The 16,491-nt window shown below is 45.2% G+C and carries 27 protein-coding genes and 3 pseudogenes; 15 read left to right on the forward strand and 15 right to left on the reverse strand.

Features of this window, described 5'->3' with window-relative positions; genetic code table 11:
• Window positions 1-280 precede the first annotated feature (280 nt).
• From KUH03_RS32470 to KUH03_RS32490, 6 genes and pseudogenes are all read left to right on the forward strand, one after another.
• Entirely contained in the window at window positions 281-841 is a 561-nt protein-coding gene (locus KUH03_RS32470; protein ID WP_257088462.1) for a TlpA disulfide reductase family protein, read from the forward strand.
• A gap of 190 nt (window positions 842-1,031) precedes the next feature.
• Window positions 1,032-1,463, forward strand: coding sequence for a hypothetical protein (locus KUH03_RS32475; protein ID WP_257088463.1), 432 nt, complete (start codon window positions 1,032-1,034; stop codon window positions 1,461-1,463).
• 17 nt (window positions 1,464-1,480) lie between these two features.
• Window positions 1,481-1,756 (forward strand): annotated as a pseudogene (locus tag KUH03_RS49465) (vitamin K epoxide reductase family protein); the annotation flags it as partial.
• 54 nt (window positions 1,757-1,810) lie between these two features.
• Window positions 1,811-2,326: a hypothetical protein gene (locus tag KUH03_RS32480; protein WP_257088464.1), complete on the forward strand. Its 516-nt coding sequence runs from the start codon at window positions 1,811-1,813 to the stop codon at window positions 2,324-2,326.
• The gene (locus KUH03_RS32485) at window positions 2,305-2,514 is read left to right on the forward strand and encodes a hypothetical protein (RefSeq protein ID WP_257088465.1); all 210 of its coding nucleotides are present in this window, start codon (window positions 2,305-2,307) and stop codon (window positions 2,512-2,514) included. The genes KUH03_RS32480 and KUH03_RS32485 overlap by 22 nt, the downstream gene beginning before the upstream one ends.
• 914 nt (window positions 2,515-3,428) lie before the next feature.
• Complete coding sequence (locus tag KUH03_RS32490; protein WP_120258748.1) at window positions 3,429-3,620, forward strand: pinensin family lanthipeptide; 192 nt, start codon at window positions 3,429-3,431, stop codon at window positions 3,618-3,620.
• Window positions 3,621-3,668: 48 nt separating this feature from the next.
• Here the strand turns inward: KUH03_RS32490 and KUH03_RS32495 are convergent, their stop codons facing one another.
• From KUH03_RS32495 to KUH03_RS32540, 11 genes and pseudogenes are all read right to left on the reverse strand, one after another.
• Window positions 3,669-3,851, reverse strand: a complete 183-nt coding sequence (locus KUH03_RS32495; protein WP_257088466.1) for a hypothetical protein — start codon at window positions 3,849-3,851, stop codon at window positions 3,669-3,671.
• Between the two features lie 44 nt (window positions 3,852-3,895).
• On the reverse strand, window positions 3,896-4,564 hold the full coding sequence (locus KUH03_RS32500; RefSeq protein WP_257088467.1) for a hypothetical protein: 669 nt from the start codon (window positions 4,562-4,564) through the stop codon (window positions 3,896-3,898).
• A complete protein-coding gene (locus tag KUH03_RS49470) occupies window positions 4,558-4,785 on the reverse strand; it encodes a lanthionine synthetase LanC family protein (RefSeq protein WP_373564866.1) in 228 nt (75 codons plus the stop codon). The genes KUH03_RS32500 and KUH03_RS49470 overlap by 7 nt, the downstream gene beginning before the upstream one ends.
• A gap of 8 nt (window positions 4,786-4,793) precedes the next feature.
• Window positions 4,794-5,609 (reverse strand): annotated as a pseudogene (locus KUH03_RS32505) (lanthionine synthetase LanC family protein); the annotation flags it as partial.
• Between the two features lie 106 nt (window positions 5,610-5,715).
• Window positions 5,716-6,255, reverse strand: coding sequence for a thiopeptide-type bacteriocin biosynthesis protein (locus tag KUH03_RS32510; RefSeq protein WP_306429837.1), 540 nt, complete (start codon window positions 6,253-6,255; stop codon window positions 5,716-5,718).
• Window positions 6,201-6,449 (reverse strand): lantibiotic dehydratase C-terminal domain-containing protein, encoded by a 249-nt coding sequence (locus KUH03_RS32515; RefSeq protein ID WP_257088469.1) that lies wholly within the window; start codon window positions 6,447-6,449, stop codon window positions 6,201-6,203. The genes KUH03_RS32510 and KUH03_RS32515 overlap by 55 nt, the downstream gene beginning before the upstream one ends.
• Before the next feature lie 8 nt (window positions 6,450-6,457).
• On the reverse strand, window positions 6,458-6,862 hold the full coding sequence (locus tag KUH03_RS32520) for a hypothetical protein (protein WP_257088470.1): 405 nt from the start codon (window positions 6,860-6,862) through the stop codon (window positions 6,458-6,460).
• A gap of 115 nt (window positions 6,863-6,977) precedes the next feature.
• Window positions 6,978-7,274: a hypothetical protein gene (locus KUH03_RS32525; RefSeq protein WP_257088471.1), complete on the reverse strand. Its 297-nt coding sequence runs from the start codon at window positions 7,272-7,274 to the stop codon at window positions 6,978-6,980.
• Window positions 7,271-7,501 (reverse strand): hypothetical protein, encoded by a 231-nt coding sequence (locus KUH03_RS32530; protein ID WP_257088472.1) that lies wholly within the window; start codon window positions 7,499-7,501, stop codon window positions 7,271-7,273. The genes KUH03_RS32525 and KUH03_RS32530 overlap by 4 nt, the downstream gene beginning before the upstream one ends.
• Window positions 7,502-7,551: 50 nt before the next feature.
• Entirely contained in the window at window positions 7,552-8,289 is a 738-nt protein-coding gene (locus KUH03_RS32535) for a hypothetical protein (protein ID WP_257088473.1), read from the reverse strand.
• Window positions 8,265-8,960, reverse strand: a complete 696-nt coding sequence (locus KUH03_RS32540; RefSeq protein ID WP_257088474.1) for a lantibiotic dehydratase family protein — start codon at window positions 8,958-8,960, stop codon at window positions 8,265-8,267. Before KUH03_RS32540 ends, KUH03_RS32535 begins: the two co-directional genes overlap by 25 nt.
• On the opposite strand from KUH03_RS32540, the gene KUH03_RS32545 reads away from it, so the two are divergent.
• Window positions 8,955-9,143 carry a hypothetical protein gene (locus tag KUH03_RS32545; RefSeq protein WP_257088475.1) on the forward strand — a complete coding sequence of 63 codons (189 nt, stop codon included), beginning with the start codon at window positions 8,955-8,957 and terminating at the stop codon, window positions 9,141-9,143. The two genes, KUH03_RS32540 and KUH03_RS32545, sit on opposite strands and share 6 nt — an antisense overlap.
• 17 nt (window positions 9,144-9,160) lie before the next feature.
• Here the strand turns inward: KUH03_RS32545 and KUH03_RS32550 are convergent, their stop codons facing one another.
• From KUH03_RS32550 to KUH03_RS32565, 4 genes are all read right to left on the reverse strand, one after another.
• Window positions 9,161-10,105 (reverse strand): peptidase domain-containing ABC transporter, encoded by a 945-nt coding sequence (locus tag KUH03_RS32550; protein WP_257088476.1) that lies wholly within the window; start codon window positions 10,103-10,105, stop codon window positions 9,161-9,163.
• A 17-nt stretch (window positions 10,106-10,122) separates the two neighbouring features.
• Window positions 10,123-10,278 (reverse strand): hypothetical protein, encoded by a 156-nt coding sequence (locus KUH03_RS32555; RefSeq protein WP_257088477.1) that lies wholly within the window; start codon window positions 10,276-10,278, stop codon window positions 10,123-10,125.
• A gap of 207 nt (window positions 10,279-10,485) precedes the next feature.
• Window positions 10,486-10,710, reverse strand: coding sequence for a hypothetical protein (locus KUH03_RS32560; protein WP_257088478.1), 225 nt, complete (start codon window positions 10,708-10,710; stop codon window positions 10,486-10,488).
• Window positions 10,711-10,827: 117 nt separating this feature from the next.
• Window positions 10,828-11,358, reverse strand: coding sequence for a cysteine peptidase family C39 domain-containing protein (locus KUH03_RS32565; protein ID WP_257088479.1), 531 nt, complete (start codon window positions 11,356-11,358; stop codon window positions 10,828-10,830).
• 187 nt (window positions 11,359-11,545) lie between these two features.
• Between KUH03_RS32565 and KUH03_RS32570 the strand changes: the two genes are divergently transcribed.
• The 8 genes and pseudogenes from KUH03_RS32570 to KUH03_RS49480 all read left to right on the forward strand — a co-directional run bounded on the left by KUH03_RS32570 (window position 11,546) and on the right by KUH03_RS49480 (window position 16,486).
• On the forward strand, window positions 11,546-11,701 hold the full coding sequence (locus KUH03_RS32570) for a hypothetical protein (protein WP_257088480.1): 156 nt from the start codon (window positions 11,546-11,548) through the stop codon (window positions 11,699-11,701).
• Entirely contained in the window at window positions 11,698-11,928 is a 231-nt protein-coding gene (locus KUH03_RS32575) for a hypothetical protein (protein ID WP_257088481.1), read from the forward strand. Before KUH03_RS32570 ends, KUH03_RS32575 begins: the two co-directional genes overlap by 4 nt.
• 263 nt (window positions 11,929-12,191) lie before the next feature.
• Window positions 12,192-12,805: pseudogene (locus tag KUH03_RS32580) on the forward strand (DUF3526 domain-containing protein).
• Window positions 12,806-13,337: 532 nt separating this feature from the next.
• Window positions 13,338-14,105, forward strand: a complete 768-nt coding sequence (locus tag KUH03_RS32585; RefSeq protein ID WP_373564867.1) for a DUF3526 domain-containing protein — start codon at window positions 13,338-13,340, stop codon at window positions 14,103-14,105.
• Window positions 14,102-14,290, forward strand: a complete 189-nt coding sequence (locus KUH03_RS32590) for a hypothetical protein (protein WP_257088482.1) — start codon at window positions 14,102-14,104, stop codon at window positions 14,288-14,290. The genes KUH03_RS32585 and KUH03_RS32590 overlap by 4 nt, the downstream gene beginning before the upstream one ends.
• Before the next feature lie 134 nt (window positions 14,291-14,424).
• Window positions 14,425-15,414: a TonB-dependent siderophore receptor gene (locus KUH03_RS32595; protein ID WP_257088483.1), complete on the forward strand. Its 990-nt coding sequence runs from the start codon at window positions 14,425-14,427 to the stop codon at window positions 15,412-15,414.
• Window positions 15,378-15,941 carry a TonB-dependent receptor domain-containing protein gene (locus KUH03_RS49475; RefSeq protein WP_373564526.1) on the forward strand — a complete coding sequence of 188 codons (564 nt, stop codon included), beginning with the start codon at window positions 15,378-15,380 and terminating at the stop codon, window positions 15,939-15,941. Before KUH03_RS32595 ends, KUH03_RS49475 begins: the two co-directional genes overlap by 37 nt.
• Window positions 15,926-16,486 carry a TonB-dependent receptor domain-containing protein gene (locus KUH03_RS49480; RefSeq protein ID WP_373564527.1) on the forward strand — a complete coding sequence of 187 codons (561 nt, stop codon included), beginning with the start codon at window positions 15,926-15,928 and terminating at the stop codon, window positions 16,484-16,486. The genes KUH03_RS49475 and KUH03_RS49480 overlap by 16 nt, the downstream gene beginning before the upstream one ends.
• Window positions 16,487-16,491 lie beyond the last annotated feature (5 nt).

A 16,491-nucleotide genomic window follows, 5' to 3' on the forward strand; every position in this document is an offset into this window, starting at 1 on the left:
ATACTTTTCTCACTGAGGATATAGATGTACTATCATCAAGAATGGGTTCTTTTTTTTATTGATAGTACAAGTTCAAAGTTAGTATTTAACTACCAAAATGGTGAAAACGGCTATGTTATAGGAGAAACAGGAAATGAGTACAGAAATAAATTTCAGCCATTTTTGAAGCCCTATTTCCAAGAAGATAATGATGATAATTTCTATTATCGAATTTCTATGGACAGGTCGGAGAAAATTGATTCTATATACCTGGATTATATAAAAGCCAATCCAGAGTCTTATGTTGCATTATGGCATGTTGCGCAGAGATTTTTACTTTCGGACACACGGCATTGCGGGAAGTAACGTTAGATCATTTTTCTGGAAATGTCAAAAATCCAAAATATGGAATCTGCTTTATCATGATCTACATAATGCTTTAATTAAGGAAGGGCATCCCTTTCCCCTTATCACTCTTAAAGACCAAAAAAATGAACCCCAAAAACTAACTATACCAAAGAATAAAATTGTTCTGGTTGATTTTTGGTTCAGCAACTGCAGACCCTGCCTGGCAGCTTTTCCTAAATTAATAAGCCTTTATGACCATTATAAAGATAAGGGGTTCGAAATTATAGGGATATCGACAGACCAAACGAAAAGAATCGACAACTGGAAGAAAGCGATACAGGAACAAAATCTGCCCTGGAAACAGTTCCTTGATGAAAATGGAACTATTACCTCGTCCTCCATGTATATCAGAATGTTTCCTACCGCTATTCTTATTGACAGAAAGGGGAATATAATCAATAAAAAGATATCTCTTTCCGATCTGGAAGATTATTTAATTAAGGAATTAAACTAAATGTTATCCGCATAATATATATGATTACTGACCTATTTGGGTTTTTTAAGAAATCCGGTTCAAATAACGAAATATACGCTGTCTGCGAACATATTTTAAGGAAAGCAAATATCCTTTTACAAAAACTAATGTTCAGAATCTGTTAAATAATGATCCGAATTTCCCCTCGCTTCTTTCTGTCCAGGAAACATTGAAACACTATGGGATAGAAAATGCGGCGGTTAGGAGAGGAAGCCACAGTTATGAAGAGTTTGATACACCTTTTATCTGTAGTGTACAGCGGCCGGACTGGTCTTCTCCCAACTTTACAGTTGTAGAATCAATTAAAGATGCTCTGATCGAATACCTTAATCCAATTTCCGGGAAGCTGGAAAAAATGAATATTCAGGAGTTCGAGTTAATTGATAAAGAGATCGTTCTATTATTAGATCTGGATTCTGCAAATGATGAACAAAAATTCAGCGAAAATCTTAGGATCGAAAAACTTAAAAAGATCAGTCGTGCGGTACCCTATTTTTTACTGATTGGACTGGTATTATTTACTTTTATCAGTATCTGGAGCAGTGACATCGGTGTTAAATCGAATATTTTCTCAAATTTAGTTTTTTTACCGGAGCCATAGGGTCTTTCATTTCGGCATTGCTTATATGGCATGAGATCGACACAAATAATCCCTTTCTAAAGGAGGTCTGTGGGGAAGGAAACCCAAACAGTAAAATGAGCTGTAATGTGGTTTTGGGTTCTAAAGGTGCTTCGGTTTTGTCCATCAGATGGTCAGAAATAGGAATGTCATACTTCTTAACACAATTATTGTCCACATTTCTTTTTAATGATGATCGGTTAAACTATTCGTTCTTCTGGGCGTTTGCCTCCCTGTTAGCTTCACCCTATATAATTTACTCGATTTATTATCAGGCCAAAGTGATAAAGCAATGGTGCCGCTTATGCCTGTTTATTCAGGGACTACTTATGCTTAACCTGTTGAATGCAATCTATCTTTTAAGTGCTATGGCACCTTTTTCTTCTATCGGGACAATGGTGATAATAAAGATGATTTTATTCGGGTTAACAATTTTATTTTTGGTTCATCTTATTATTCCCATTTTTAAATCGGCATTTGAAAGTGCTGAATACAGAAGGGGCCTGCAAAAAATTCGCTACAACAGTAAAGTGTTTGATGTATTATTAAAGAGTAGTCAGCGAATTACAAAGGGTACAGATGGGATGGGAATTTTAATTGGCGATCCTAATGCACCGATTGAAATTACAAAAGTCTGCAATCCATTGTGTGGACCCTGTTCCAGGGCACATCCAGTTCTTGAAGAAATTATCCGGTTAAACCCCGCAGTTAAAATGCGAGTGATTTTTGTCGGTAAAGGTGAAGAATTCAGTTTGATAACAGCGCCTGTATCTCATTTTTGGCAATTCAGGAAAAATATGGAAGTGAAAAATTACGTGAGGCATTGGATAACTGGTATGAAATGAAAGATAAAGATTATAACCAATTTGCCTTAAAATTTCCAATCGAAGTAAACCTTAAAGTGCAAAAAGATAAGATGGTTACTATGGACAACTGGTGTAATGAGATGAAAATCCGTGCTACGCCAACTATTTTCGTCAATGGGTATGAACTGCCTGTAGAATACAAGGTTGCTGATTTAAAGTATTTTTAACCGATTAAAACAGGTTTTAATCGGTTGAATTTTCAGGCTGTTTGTAATAAATAATGATACTGTTTGTGTTTTAAAGAAATGCATTCAATTTCCCAAGATGCTAGGGACGGATTTAGCATCACAAATCATAAATTTATATTATGAAAAAAATCAATTTAAAGAATTTTAAGACACTTAGTCTTGAAAAACTTACAAAAGACGACCTAAAAAATGTATTAGGTGGTAGTTCTGCGCCTGTGACATCAGATTGTGTGAACGATCCTACATGTAGCACAGGATGTTCTAAAAACAAAGTTTGTAATTACTGTTGTTACGCTTAATCTAACGTTTTAGAGAGAACTTATTCAAGCGGCAAGTTTATTTACTTGCCGCTTTTATATTTTGGTGTTTAAAATTTTGTTTTTTTAATCTTTTCATTTGATAGTCATCGAATGAAAATCAATAACTGTCCTAGCGAATGTATTTTTAAAAACTTACGCCGACGTCACCATAAAAATTAGTGGAACGGTAGACGGGAACATTTGGTTTAAAAGACCAGGAGAAAAATAAAGTTAATTAGAAGATGCTAATTTTTTAAAACCTTCCTGCCCTGAAAATGGTTGTTCAATGACCACAGGCAGGTTAGATTATTGTATTTTTATAGGCTAGGTATTCATTCCCTAGCCTTTTTATTTTATATACTTTCGTTGGCAGATACCTATTGCTGCTAAATATCAAAATACTTGAGTTCAGTTTATTCCTAGAAAAACCAACCTGACTAATTTAGAGCGAGCGCTACGGTGTTCAAAAGAAAATAAATTAATTTTAAAACTTCTTGCAACTATGTTGCAATAATTATAACTTAGTACTGTTGCAACCGGGGATAAGCTGAAAACCCGTTATCACAGTAGGCATTACAATTAAACTTAGTAGTCATGAAAGATTCAGTAGAAAAAATCAAATTAAATCTGGAGGATCTCCAATTAGAAAGTTTTGTAACAAGTATCGATAGCGAGGTGGCAAAACGCCTGTCTGGTGGTTTGGGAAATGTGTCCGAACCAACACATACCGAGCCTACGGATGATCATCATAACCCGCCGGTCAGATGTACTACGGTAATCTGTTAATACAATTATAAGGATAGGGAAGTCAGGTCGCGTACCTGACTTTCTTGTTTATATGTCTGCCGTGGTCAGTATCCCACTTTCAAATAGCAGTCGGATCTGCGCGGATATGTGGGCCTTTAGGGAATTATCCTCATCCAGTTTCCCGATCATGGATCTCAGTTTGTTGCTGACCTGATCACACAATACCGCTCCTGTTAGCGGTGTATTTTCCACCTGTTGTACAATCAGCATACTGATCAACCCAATGTAGCTGCTGCTGACGCCCCATTCGTCAGCTATAAATAGGACGGCCAGCTTATCTGAAGGGAGTGCCAGAGCTCCCGTAGCGCTTCGACAAGGAGATATAAGCTGACGTGGTCGGCCAGTATAAGGGAATGCGGGCTTAGGTCCAGCATTTTTCCATCCGTTAGCTGCTGGATCTTACTTTTGATATAGGCATTTTTCTTGCTGTAACACAGATGGCCTTTATGTTGTTTCCACAGCTTATTTTGGGTCTGCTCCAGTGCAAAAACAGCCTGCAAGCTAGGGGCTGGATCAGCCTGAAGGAGCTGTTCCGTCAAGCAGTTTTCAAAATCATGGAGACCGTTCTCCTGATCAAGGATCTTGCGCATGCTGGGGTGTTGCTCCAGCTGTTGTAGGGTCAGGGGTAGTACGTTTCCAAAGCCCCGCTGCAGGTCCCCAAAGTTTAGCTTGATTGCTTGTTGTACTGATTTATGGGGAGGCGGGAGGCTTGGGCAGAAGATAGAAGACATATCGCTGTCGAGGAGCTGCAGGATACTGTAGCCGATTCCGGCCGCGCCGGAAAGCAGCCCATAGTCGTCACGGCCAGCAGAAATATAGCTGTTGTAACTGCCCGTAGTCTGGTACTGCAGCTGCGCTTTATCAATGACATGCAGGAGCAGTTCACCACTGTATTCCTGTGCCGTATGGGGATAGGTTAGCATAAAGGCAATAGCCCGGCATATCCACTGCAGACGGTATAGTCCTGCCGTTCAGCCTGAAGGATAGTACTGCTGCACTTTTTGGCGATGTTGCGGCATTGATCCAGGTATACTGTTTTACCCGTTGCCCGCCAGGCTGCGAGCCGGGCCAGGCCGATCCCTGCGGCACCATGTGCCCAGGAATTGAGCTCCTGGATATGAGGCAGAAAGTTTTCAGCTCCCAATGCTGTATATTGGCGGTCTGGAGACGATGACTTCCGAGGCGCAGATCGAGCCAGTTGTCAAAATCGGCATGGAAATATTGCATTTCGTAGAGCAGCGCCTCTTCGGCAAGGTACAATAGGGCCTTATTGTTAAAATATTGGGCGACTTCCAGTAGTATATAAGCGATCCCCGAGGCCCCATGGGAAAATCCGGTCAGGCTATCGTAGGCGGATTTGGATTGGTTGTAGTCCCATTTTAAGCCTTTTTCGGAAGGACGAGCTTCGCTGACCAGGCGGTCAATCAGCTCTTGGATGAGTTTGATCAGTGCTGGCTCGGGACGATAATGCTGTAGCAGGGTAAGCACAAATAGACTCCCTGAGTAGCCACTGAGCAGATCGGCTTTAATGGTCTGCCGCACAAGTTGCTCCTGATAGCTTAGGGCAAGTGCATGGGCGCAGTCAAGATACTGCTGACCGCCGCCAAGTTCGAATAACCGAATATAGGTGTAAATTACTCCCGAAAGTCCTGTAAATAAACCAAAGGCCTGCGGGTTGTTCTGCTCTAGATGATCAGAGACAAAATCCATTGTCCGTTGGGCGATATGCAGATCGGCTTGCGATCCGCTATACGAATAACGGGCAAGGAAGAAAAGTGCAATGCCACTATTGCCCTGAAAGAGGTCGGTCGTGACCTTAAAATCGTAGGTCGTTTCACTTGTATAATAGGGGCTCAACCAATATAGCCCGTTTTGGTGCTGCCGGCAGGCCCGGAGGATATGTTGGGTCATCTGTTCGAGATGTTCGGTCAGCCGTTGCCGCTGGGTACTGTTAAAAAGAGTTGTCATATGGGGTTTTGGGAAGATAAAATAGCCTGTAAAGAATGCCGAAGACAATAGGATGCGTAGGCTTCATCCAGATTGGACAAGCCTACTCTGTTGTTGTTCATGTGGATCAGGCTCGCACATATAGCAATCTTTTTTGGGGATCATCTATGGCTGCTAGGTAGCTGCGGAGCAATTGTGTACTCGCTGTTAAAAAGACCGTAGTGTCATCAGACTTTTCTTTGTTGTCGAGATCGCTCCAAAGCTGAGCAATAGCAGGTTTGAAAGTTGCTGCCTTATGATTGAAGTTTTTCTCAAACTGGTCTGACCAAAACCGATGCTCCGCCTCGGGATCCTGCAAAGGATCAAACAGGCGGCGTATCCAGCCTGCGATAAAATAATCGAGCAATTGGCACAGGCGGGGAATCTCCCAGCCGAGGGCTTTGAGCAGGATCAGCTGCAGGTGTATGGCCTCAGTCAAGGGCGACCCACGCTGTGGTTTTGGGACAACATGGGCTAAAATATAGCGGGAGGAAAGGAAAAAATAATGCTCGGCAAAATGGATCGTGTGGGCATTGCCATAGCGGTCTATTTCGGGTTCGTAAGCAACAACCTTCAGCTTGCATCCCAGTGATGGTACCGATCGGATCTGTTGGTCGAGCGCATCCAGTAGATCGGGCTCCTAACAGCTGGTACCTGCATCCGCAAACGGATATGGCTTCCTTCATCCCAATAACGGATAAAGAAAAATAAATCAGCTGATGGTATAAAATGGTCTGCGAGAAAAGGCCTGACAATATGGAGCAGAATCAGGTCTAAACTCACGGCGCTATAAAGGTGTACAGATAACCAATTGCCTCTCATCTTTTTTGTTAATAGTTGTACCATTGGATAAGGTGTTCTTTGACTTGATCCTGTGCTGGCCCTGCTGTCGGATCGAGGGCGGGGAGTACTTCCTCAAGGATAAGGTACTGACCGGCACGGGCCAGTAGCCGAACAAAGAGATCGACTAGAATCGGCTGCTCAAACGAGATATACTGGGGCTTGTAATCATCCGGCAAAAGTTTTTGTGCTTGATGACCCTTGACGACTTCCTCGATAGCAAAGGACCGTTTCCGTAAAAATAAAAAGACGGCAGCGGGTATGCCTGCATCCACTCGCCAGCTGTTGAGGCGTACAAAATACTGCGCAGCGGTCTCCGTCCCTTGCGGCGCGGGTATAACACGCCGCTGGATGCACCAAGTTTTGCGCCGGATAATGACTGTTTCGGCATACACAATACGTGGTAGCAGAATCAGGGGCAGGGTGGCCGGATCCTGGGGAGATATTGTCGGTCGATGCAGTTGATAAAAGGCTGCAGGTAAACTTTGTCATCGCTGTTAAAATGTGCCATCAGCTGATAGAAATTGGAGCGGTTGTAAAAGGATTCCAGACAAAGGTCATAAGCAAATACTTCCTGCTCCCGATAAAATAAGGACAGAAAGTCTTCGCCTTCGATATGGCAAACAGATAACTCGTGTACCGGAATCTGTCTTTCTGGGGATAATGTCGATGTTCGTCCGAAAGGCTGCATTCCTGAAAGAGCAATGGCGGATGGATGTTGGCGTTAAAGAATGAGCCATCGCTCAGCTCGGCTTTCAGCAGGTCGGGATGGAGCCGCTCATTATGACTGCGGATACTATCGCTCATGGCCGGGGAAATAGGTGCAGAAAGCGGCCGCTGACTTTTCCCATCCCCGGCAACACCGCATTGATAACCCCAGTAAGGGTGCTCTCCGAAGCCTTATCTCCAGATTCCGCGTAAAACTGGACGAATATTCCACGTGAGTAGCCTGTTTTTTGATGGCCATTTTGAGCGTGGGACATAGCGTCGAAAAAATGTGCATCAAGATTGAGGATGTCCCGGCCGGAGACCACAATTTCTTTGAGGTGCCGGTCAAGGTTTTCAATCCATGGACCGGAATTTGTTAGCTGCGGCGGAGCCGCCTCTTTTCCTGCTTTTTGACATTGGAATAATAGTCGAAATAGAAATCCAGGATATTGACACTGGCCCGGACAGGATAATGCTGTTTGAAAAAGGAAAGCATTTTTTCTCTTTCGGGAGCCATGGCCTCCATGGGTCGAAGGTACTGCAGCAATGCATCTGTTTTTTCGATAAACTGGCGGACAGCGGCTTCCGAAAGGCTGTCTGTTGTATCGGTGTAACAATCCTCGTAAATAAGCTGTCGTCCTGAAAAATGCAAGGGACCGGGATTTGTTTTTTTGAATGGCGCTGCAGCACTGTTGGCAGTAATCGCTGGGGCTGCGGCGCCTGTTTCAGCCTGGAGCTGTTTAAGAGAGCTATTAACTTCTTTTTCCGCGACTTCCAGCAGCTCTTTCCGTAGCATGACATTGGCCTTCGGGTAGGCTGTCTGAACCGTAGCAAGGCTGTCGAGCAGCCGAATGAGGAGCATCATATCAGGATGGTTGCAGTTTGTCGCGCTTAAAAAATGCCTTAAGGCCTGGCTCCAATGGTGGTCCATCGCCGAAATATCGGTACTTAGCTCCAGAAAACCTGTATCCACCAATTGCATAAGATGTTGTTTTAACTGGCGCCGGTCTGCAGGAGCAACTACAGGTTCCAGCATTTGAATCAACGCGGAGAAAGTCATATTGGAAGTGCCTTCGGTACGCAGCTGTTCTAAAATATAACGCTGCAGCCCCACCGCGGGAAGCTTCTGGAAGGATTCGATATTGTGGTGGTTAAATAAAAGGACAATTTATTCTCTTCGAGCCGGACGGTATTGTTGAGCCTTACCAGCAGATATTCGTTGAGGACAGGATGCTGATTAAGGATGGATTTAATGTATTCAAATAATCCGTTATGGAGGCGGATACCGGATCGGATCGATGGTTTTGCGCTGTCGAAAATAGCGTTATGGTTGCCGATAAACTGTGCCTGTCCAGTATAAGTGAAGCTGCTGAATGGCGATGTTTTAAAGGTCATTCGCGTCAGGTAACGAAGCAGGCTAAAGATCAGCCGCCATTCCTTCGGACCGAAATCTTTGGGATCTTTGCTGATATAGTCGGGGAGCTGGCTGTACAGCACTGGACTGGACAATAGGAGTCCATTTTGTAATAAGGGGTTGCCCGCCAGCTGTTGAAGGTGGCGATGGCTATTGCTCAGATGTTGCTGGTAATGTGTTTCCTGATTGCTTTCGGCAATATTTATGGCAGTTATCAGGTCAAATAGTTTGCGCAGTTGTGCCTGTAATGCGGGCGGCAACAGCGGGCTACAGTCGGTCAGTAATTGAATACTGATGGTCTTATTGTTGTAGATCACCCGTTTGAGCCGGATCAGATTGATACGTTCGGTATCGCCTGGCGCAGTTTGCACCAATTCGTACAGGTGATCGCAGATGGCCGTCTGCAACAGCGAACGCTCCTGCTGCATGTGATGGATATGTTGCAGACGCTGCTCTTGACCTGCAAGGTGGAATGGGGCAAAAGTAGCGACGGGCAAACTTGCATAGCGGACGAGGGAATAGGGAAGGATTTCAATCATGATGCATGGATTTAATAAAGTTGGAATAGCAATCAATTTGTTAACTCAAGCTGATTTTTGATCAGTTCGTAGTAGCTGCCTTTTTTTTTGATCAGCTCTTGGTGTGTGCCTTGTTCGACAAGGGTGCCTTGATCGAGCACAATAATCTGATGGGCATTTTTCACGGTGCTGAGGCGGTGGGCCACGATCAAGACAGTCTTTTCCTCAAAAAAACTGTTCAGGTTATTGACAATCGTTAGCTCATTGTGGGCATCAAGCGAATTTGTGGCTTCATCGAGAAAAATATAGGGTGGATTGCGATAGATCATCCTGGCGATCAGGAGGCGTTGTTTTTGCCCACTGCTCAGCCCATAGCCGTCCCGGCCTATAATGGTTTGGTAGCCGAAGGGCATGGTTTGGATGAAATGGTGCATATTGACCAGTTGTGCCACCTCCTGCAAGCGTCTCTCGTCCTTGACTGATGCACCGGCGTAAATATTGTTGGCGATGGTATCCATAAAGATGTAGCCATCTTGCATGACGACACCACAACGGGCACGCCAGGCCTTGGCATGCAGTTGGTCGAGTGGGGTATTGCCGATGATGATTGATCCTGGATCGGTCCGATAAAATTTGAGCAGTAGCTTGATCAGTGTTGTCTTGCCACTGCCGCTAGTGCCCACTATGGCTGTGATCTTGCCGGCTGGAATATGGAGCTTGATATCCTTGAGGACTGCTTCGCTGTTGGCGGTATCGTACCGAAAAGTTAAATTGTTGACATGGATAGACTGCGGACTGGCGACGATAGGCTGGCTGGGGATATCCTGATCTTCAGCAGTCTCCTGATGTACTTCCGCCATGCGCTGCAGGCTGAATTTGGTGTTCTGAGAGACGCGGGCAAATTCAATCAGTTGGGTCACGGGGCCATTTAACTGCCCGCAGATATAGGTGATGGCCAGCATACCGCCCAGGGTTACATCTCCCTGAATGACCAGCATTGCAGCTGCGTAAGTGATCAGGACATTTTTGATTTCGTTGAGAAAAAGCCAACACCCTGCATAAGTTGATCCAACTGTAGGGACTCCATTTTCAAACCGTAGGACTGATCTTGGATGCCGGCCCAGAGTTGCTGTTTCTCCTGCTCGCTACCCGTCAGTTTGATCTCCTGCATCGCATAAAGATTTCCAGCAGTAGCTGCTGATTGGCGGAGAGTACTTTAAACTTTCGCTGGTCGATCACCTTTCTTTTGTGCTGGAAGGAATTGGACCAGAGCACACTCAGCAGCGCACCGATGAGAAAGATGGCAAAAATCTGCCAGTTGTAGTAAAAAGAACTGCACCAAAAACAAGTAGTGTGATGGCCGAAAGCATAAAATTGATCAGGAATTGGTCAGAAAATCTTCGACACGCTGATTGTCATTGATACGTTGCATATTGTCGCCGGCCTGCCTGTTGTCAAAAAAGAAAATGGAAGTTCCATCAGTTTGGCGAGGAACTCCTTGAGCATCTTGATGCTCGTCCGGGCGCCGATAGCAAACAGGAGTCTCGCCCGAAGGTAATCCATGAGCATTTTGCCGCAGAATAACATCAGCTGCCCCAGGCAAATTAGCAGCAGCAGATGGGTGTTTTTATAGGCGATGCCTTTGTCTACCGTGAGCTGTGTCAAAAGGGGACCGAAAGGGAGATCAGACTGGCAATCAGTAAGCTGATACCGATGGGGATCAGTTTTTGCGGTGGTCTTTGAGCAGGGGCAGCAGGGACCAAACAGATGCAGACGGATCAGCGATACTGGCTTGTGATTCAAAATCAGGGCTTGTTTCAAGCAACAATGCCCGGCCGACACCTGTACCTGCGGCAGTCTCCCAGGAGCGTAGGAAATCCATTGTTTTGATCTTCACTTTACCGTTCATTGCCGGATCTGCAAGGTAGGCAAACTTGGCTGTGATCCGATAAAGTACCACATAATGCTCACGCTCCCAATGCAGGATGCAGGGTAGAGGAGCCTGTTGGCTCAGTACCTGATAGGATAATGATGCCGACAGTGTTTTGAAACCGAGCTGCTGTGCGGCCTCAGCCAGCTGATGAAAACTGGTACCCTGCTTGCCGATGCGGCACAAACTTCGAAAATGGGACAATGGAAATGTTTTTCCAAAATATTTTGTGATGATCTTGAGGCAGGTAGGACCACAATCCATGGCGTCGGGCTGCTTGTAAAATGGAAATCTTCGCTTTGGTCGAAAGGACAGGATCATATACCAACAGTTTGAATAAGTGTTAATGCATCAAAGTTGCAAATATTATTATTTATTTGCAACTTTGATGCATTAATTAATTTACGATGAATAAGTCCTTATCCCTTAGCTTTAGCTTGATCAAAAAGAATTTCAAGTTGCTTACCGCGACCGGACGATCTTTATTTTTTCCTGTATCGTATTTGTATTGCTGACTTTAAGTGGTCTTTTGGGGATATTGCAATATCAGCAGGATGCGCAGGACCGACAGGAGAGCAACAAAAATTTAGCAGCGAGCTGCGGACATTCCACGCAGATGCGCATGATGTGGCCCATTATGGTACTTACCTTTTCAAGCCTTTGAGTCCACTGACGGTTTTTGACCCTGGGCTCAATGATTATTTCGGGACGAGTTATCGGGTGGAGGCGCATGTACAGCATGAAGTCGATTACAGCAATGCGGAGGGTGCAGATGCGCAATTGCGTTTTGGAAGCCTGACATTGACCTTGATCTTGCAGGTGTTGCTTTCCTTTCTCTACCTAACGATGTGCTGCACGATGCTGACACAAGAGCGCGAGCAGGGCACCTAAAGATGCTGCTGACGCATGGCTCCAGTCTTTCCAGACTACTTTGGTCGAAAATCATCGCGTATTATATGTTTGCAATACTCTGGTTGTTACCTGTCTTTATGGGTATGCTGATATTATTATGTTTATTTGACCCTGGGCATCTGTTGCTGGGCAGATTTGGCTTTATGATGCTGGCTTATCTGGTCTTTTATTTTTCCCTGACCTTAATTGCTGCGCTAATCTCTTTGTGCAGTCGTTCGTCGCGTTCGGCGATACAGCTCGCCATGGGAATTTGGCTGTTGGGAGCGATTGTGCTGCCAAAAATCGGGACGACCTGGATTGATCAGCGCTACCCTTTGTCTTCAAGGGCTGAATTTAATCATCAGGTCCGACAGGGCTATCTTAAAGGGATCCATGGGGAAGGTGACAGTAGATCCCGTGTAGAGAAATACCTCGAACAGCTATGTAGCCAATATGGAGTCAAAAAATTAGCGGAACTGCCTCTGAACGTCGATGGTCTGGTCTTGCAGTACAATGAGGATTATCAGCAAAAAGTATTTGACTATTACTATGCTAACGTGGAAAAGATAATTGATCAACAGCAACAAAGCTTATCTGCTATGGGACTGTTGAACCCTTTACGGCATTGAGAAGGTTGTCCATGACACTGTCGGGAACAGATTTTTTTCACCATCAGCTGTTCTTCCAGCAGGCCAGGGATTATCGAAATACCTTTATTCGCCGACTCAACAAAGAAGTTGCTAAAAAAACGAAACATGAGGAACTGCATAAGGTCTCGACAGCAGCCCCGGCCGCACTGTTCCCTGCTTTTCACTATCCTTTTCCGAAGCTTGCCGTTCTGCTGTGGCGGGAGGGTATCCCTCTTTTGGGCTCCTGATCTGGCCATGTGTCCTGGCCCTTGTGTTAGGCTTCCGTCTGAAATTTTTTAAAACTAGGCTATGAATCTCCTTAAACTTATATTTCGATTCGAATGGAAGCAGTTTATTGCACAGCCCCTGCAACTTGCTTTACTATTTTTCTTCATTTTGCTGGGGATACAGCCTGTACACGGGAGGGCATTTTGTCGAGCAGCAGCTTAGGGGCTCGATACCCTCCAAAGGAATCAGCAGCGGCAATTCGCTGAGTTGATACAGCGGTTTGACAGTGATACCAGCACCATAGAAGGGAAAAATTTGGCTGTTCAGGCGGGGCTGCCGCAGGTCATCGAATACCGGGCATCGCCAATCGCGACCAATCCCCGGCAGCACTGGCGCTGATGGCAATCGGACAACGGGATATCCTGCCATCCTATGATATAGTCAATAGTAAAAGGGACTTTTTACGCCTCCCAATACCGCTATAGCCAACCCCGAAAAATTGGCTGCAGGTAATTTTGATTTATCTTTTGTGCTGATCTACTTGATCCCCTGCTGATTATTGTGCTCTCCTATGACTTATTTGCCCGGGAGAAAGAACAACAGACGGATCGCTTGCTGCACCTACATGGAGGAAGTCTGCGACGCATTCTTTTCTATAAATTACTCTTCCGGCTCGGGTTGCTTTGGCTGCTGCTAATGACATTCAACGGTATCGGTTTGATGATGGCGCCGCCTATACCAAAAGATGGCGTTGATTTTCTGCTCTGGAACCTGGCGACCCTAATTTATCTGTTGTTTTGGTTTGTGCTGGCCTGGATGGTCGTCCTCCGTGGAAGCTCATCCCGCAAAAGTGTGCTACTACTCATGGGCATCTGGCTGGGACTGACGATTGTGCTGCCTGCGCTCTGCAATCGGCTGGTCGCACTAAAACAGCCTTTGCCACTACGGACGGAACTGGTGTCCAAGCAACGGGCAACGATGCTCGAGACTTGGGAGATGCCTATACCTCAAATTGTTGAGCAATTTTATAACAATAATCTGCAATATGTGCCGTTGCGGCGACCCACAGATACCGCACAATATGGAAATAAAAGATTTGTAGCTTACTATGATCTGCTGGGGCGAAGAATGGATAAAAATATCCGTGCATACCAGCAAGAAGCACAGCTGCATCAGCGCTGGCTGGATAGGACCAGCTGGCTCAACCCTGTCACCCAGATGCAGTCCCTGCTCAATGAAATTGCCCAAACGGGACTGGGCGACTACCTGCATTATCAGGGGATGTCGCTCGATTTCAGCACCGCTGGGTACTGCATATGAATGGCTTTTTGCTGCGGGATGCCAAACTTTCGAAAGAAGACCTAAAGCACCTTCCACAATTTTCTCCATCTACTGATCCGGGAAGAATAAGCTCCATTGCCTGGAAAATAGCTGGCATACTGTTCCTGACCTTAGCTGTCTGGGCTATAGCAGCGAAAATGCGACCGATGGAAAAGAAATACTAACAACGAATCATATCAAAAATGAAAAGCATGAAAATAAAGCATTCCCTCCTGGTATTTTTCTCTTTATACCAACTTGCCAGCCATGCGCAAGCGACCAACAGGATACCATCTACCGTACCTACAACCTCAAGGAAGTGCGTGTGCAGCAATTGCGAAATACGAAGGTAAAATCAGATACCTTGTCCAATACCTTAAAGCTGCAGTTGCCACTGTTGGAAATCCCTCAAAATATCATCAGCATCTCCTCGGGATTGCTACAGAGCCAGGGGGCGCTCGAATTGAAGGATGTCGCACGAAATGTAAGTGGTGTATATTTTGGTTACAACAGTACACCATTCGATAATTCGGCTATAGTACAGATGCGGGGTTTTATGGGATATACGACCCTGAACGGGATGTCCCGACGGTTTAACTACGGTGCTGCAATAGACGATGAAGCGCTGATCGAAAACATTGAAATCGTCAAAGGGCCCGCCGGTTTTTTGAATTCTTTTGGTGAACCCGGCGGTTCGGTCAATATTGTGACCAAAACGCCAAAATATAAGCTCTTGAACGTCAGTCAATCCTTGGGCAGCTTTAATTTCTTCCGTACCACGGCCGATCTGGGGTCTGCGGTAAAAGATAAAGGGCTTTCATATCGTTTAAACCTGGCTTATCAGCACCGTAATTCTTCCCTCGACTATCTGAAAACAGATAAATATGCCCTGGCTCCGGTAATCCAATACAATTTCAGTCCCAATACCTATATGCTGGCGGAATATAATCTGGTGCGTGGTGAAACAAAAAATGGAACAGCAATTGTTAAAGTGCGCAATGAAGCCGATAAACTCAAAGGACCGATCGCTGTGAATTACAGTGCAGGGCTTGGTCTGCCACGAAGTTATGCCCAGAATCAGACCGCACGATTGTATGGGGTGCATAAATTCAATAAATCCTGGCAGTTGACTTCCCAGTCTTCCTTCCTCTGGTCGCCTTACCGCTCCTGGAATATGACATCTGCAGGAAGTCTGGTTAATTTTAGGGATGGCGATACTACACGCCGGCGTAGTTCGCTGACGATGGGTGCGGGAAGACCTTCTCCACGCAGTTGTTTGCCAATGGAACGGTCACAACAGGTGCAATAAAACATCAGCTTGTATTTGGAGCCGATTACATCAATAGTAAGGACTCTCTATCCCTCAACAACGGAACAGCGCAATTTGTCTACCTCAGAAGCAACCCGGATAATCAGGTCGATGCAGCGGTGAGCAACACGGTAAGAGCTTCGCGGCTCGATCGAAATACCTTCCTCAAATCGGTTTATGCCTACGATAATATTGATCTGCTGGAAAAATTGCGACTCACACTGGGTGCCCGATATACCTGGTACAAAAGTGATCAGGAGTCCATCAATGCCAGAGGCGTTGTTCGTACGAATACATACCATCAGAAGGCTCTATCGCCACGTGTGGCACTGACTTATCTGATGGATAAGGCTACAACCTTTTACTTGCTCTATGATGAGACATTTATTCCGCAGACCGGGCAGAAAGCGATTGTAAATGAAGGGAATGAAGTGGTGGGCTCTGAAGCTGTCAACCCTGAATACGGAACAAATATGGAGCTGGGAGTCAAGCGGAATTTTTCGGTTCCCGGTTGTATACGGGGCTGAGCGCGTTTCGGACGGTCAAGCGAAATGGCGTTATCACCGACCTCGAACATGAGGGCTTTGTCAAAGAACTTGGTCAGGTGATCAGCAAAGGGATCGAACTGGATGTCATCGGTCATGTTACAGATGCGTTATCCCTGGTTGCGAATTATACTTTTGTGGATGCTGTAATTACTAAAAATAGTGATGAAAGCCTGATCGGGAAACAAACACCCCAGACGCCACAACAGATCGTAAATACCTGGGTACAATATGGTTTTCCCTTGAAAAATAAGGCGGTACTGAAGCTCAGCGTTGGTCAAAGTACATGGATAAAACGTAGTACCTCCGAAAAAGATCTGTTTATTCCTGATTTTACCAAATTTGATGCCGGGCTAAATTATACGCACAACAGGCTTTCTGTACAACTTATCGCAGATAACCTGACCAACCGGCGCTATATGGCCTCTGGCGATATCATTTCATCGTACCCTTATGAAGGACGTAACTATTACTACATCGATGGTGACCCCTTTAACATTAGGGCAATAGTAGGTTTTAAATTTTAACGGAT

The sequence above is a fragment of the Sphingobacterium sp. E70 genome, from assembly GCF_019285695.1.
Taxonomy (GTDB): Bacteria; Bacteroidota; Bacteroidia; order Sphingobacteriales; family Sphingobacteriaceae; genus Sphingobacterium; species Sphingobacterium detergens.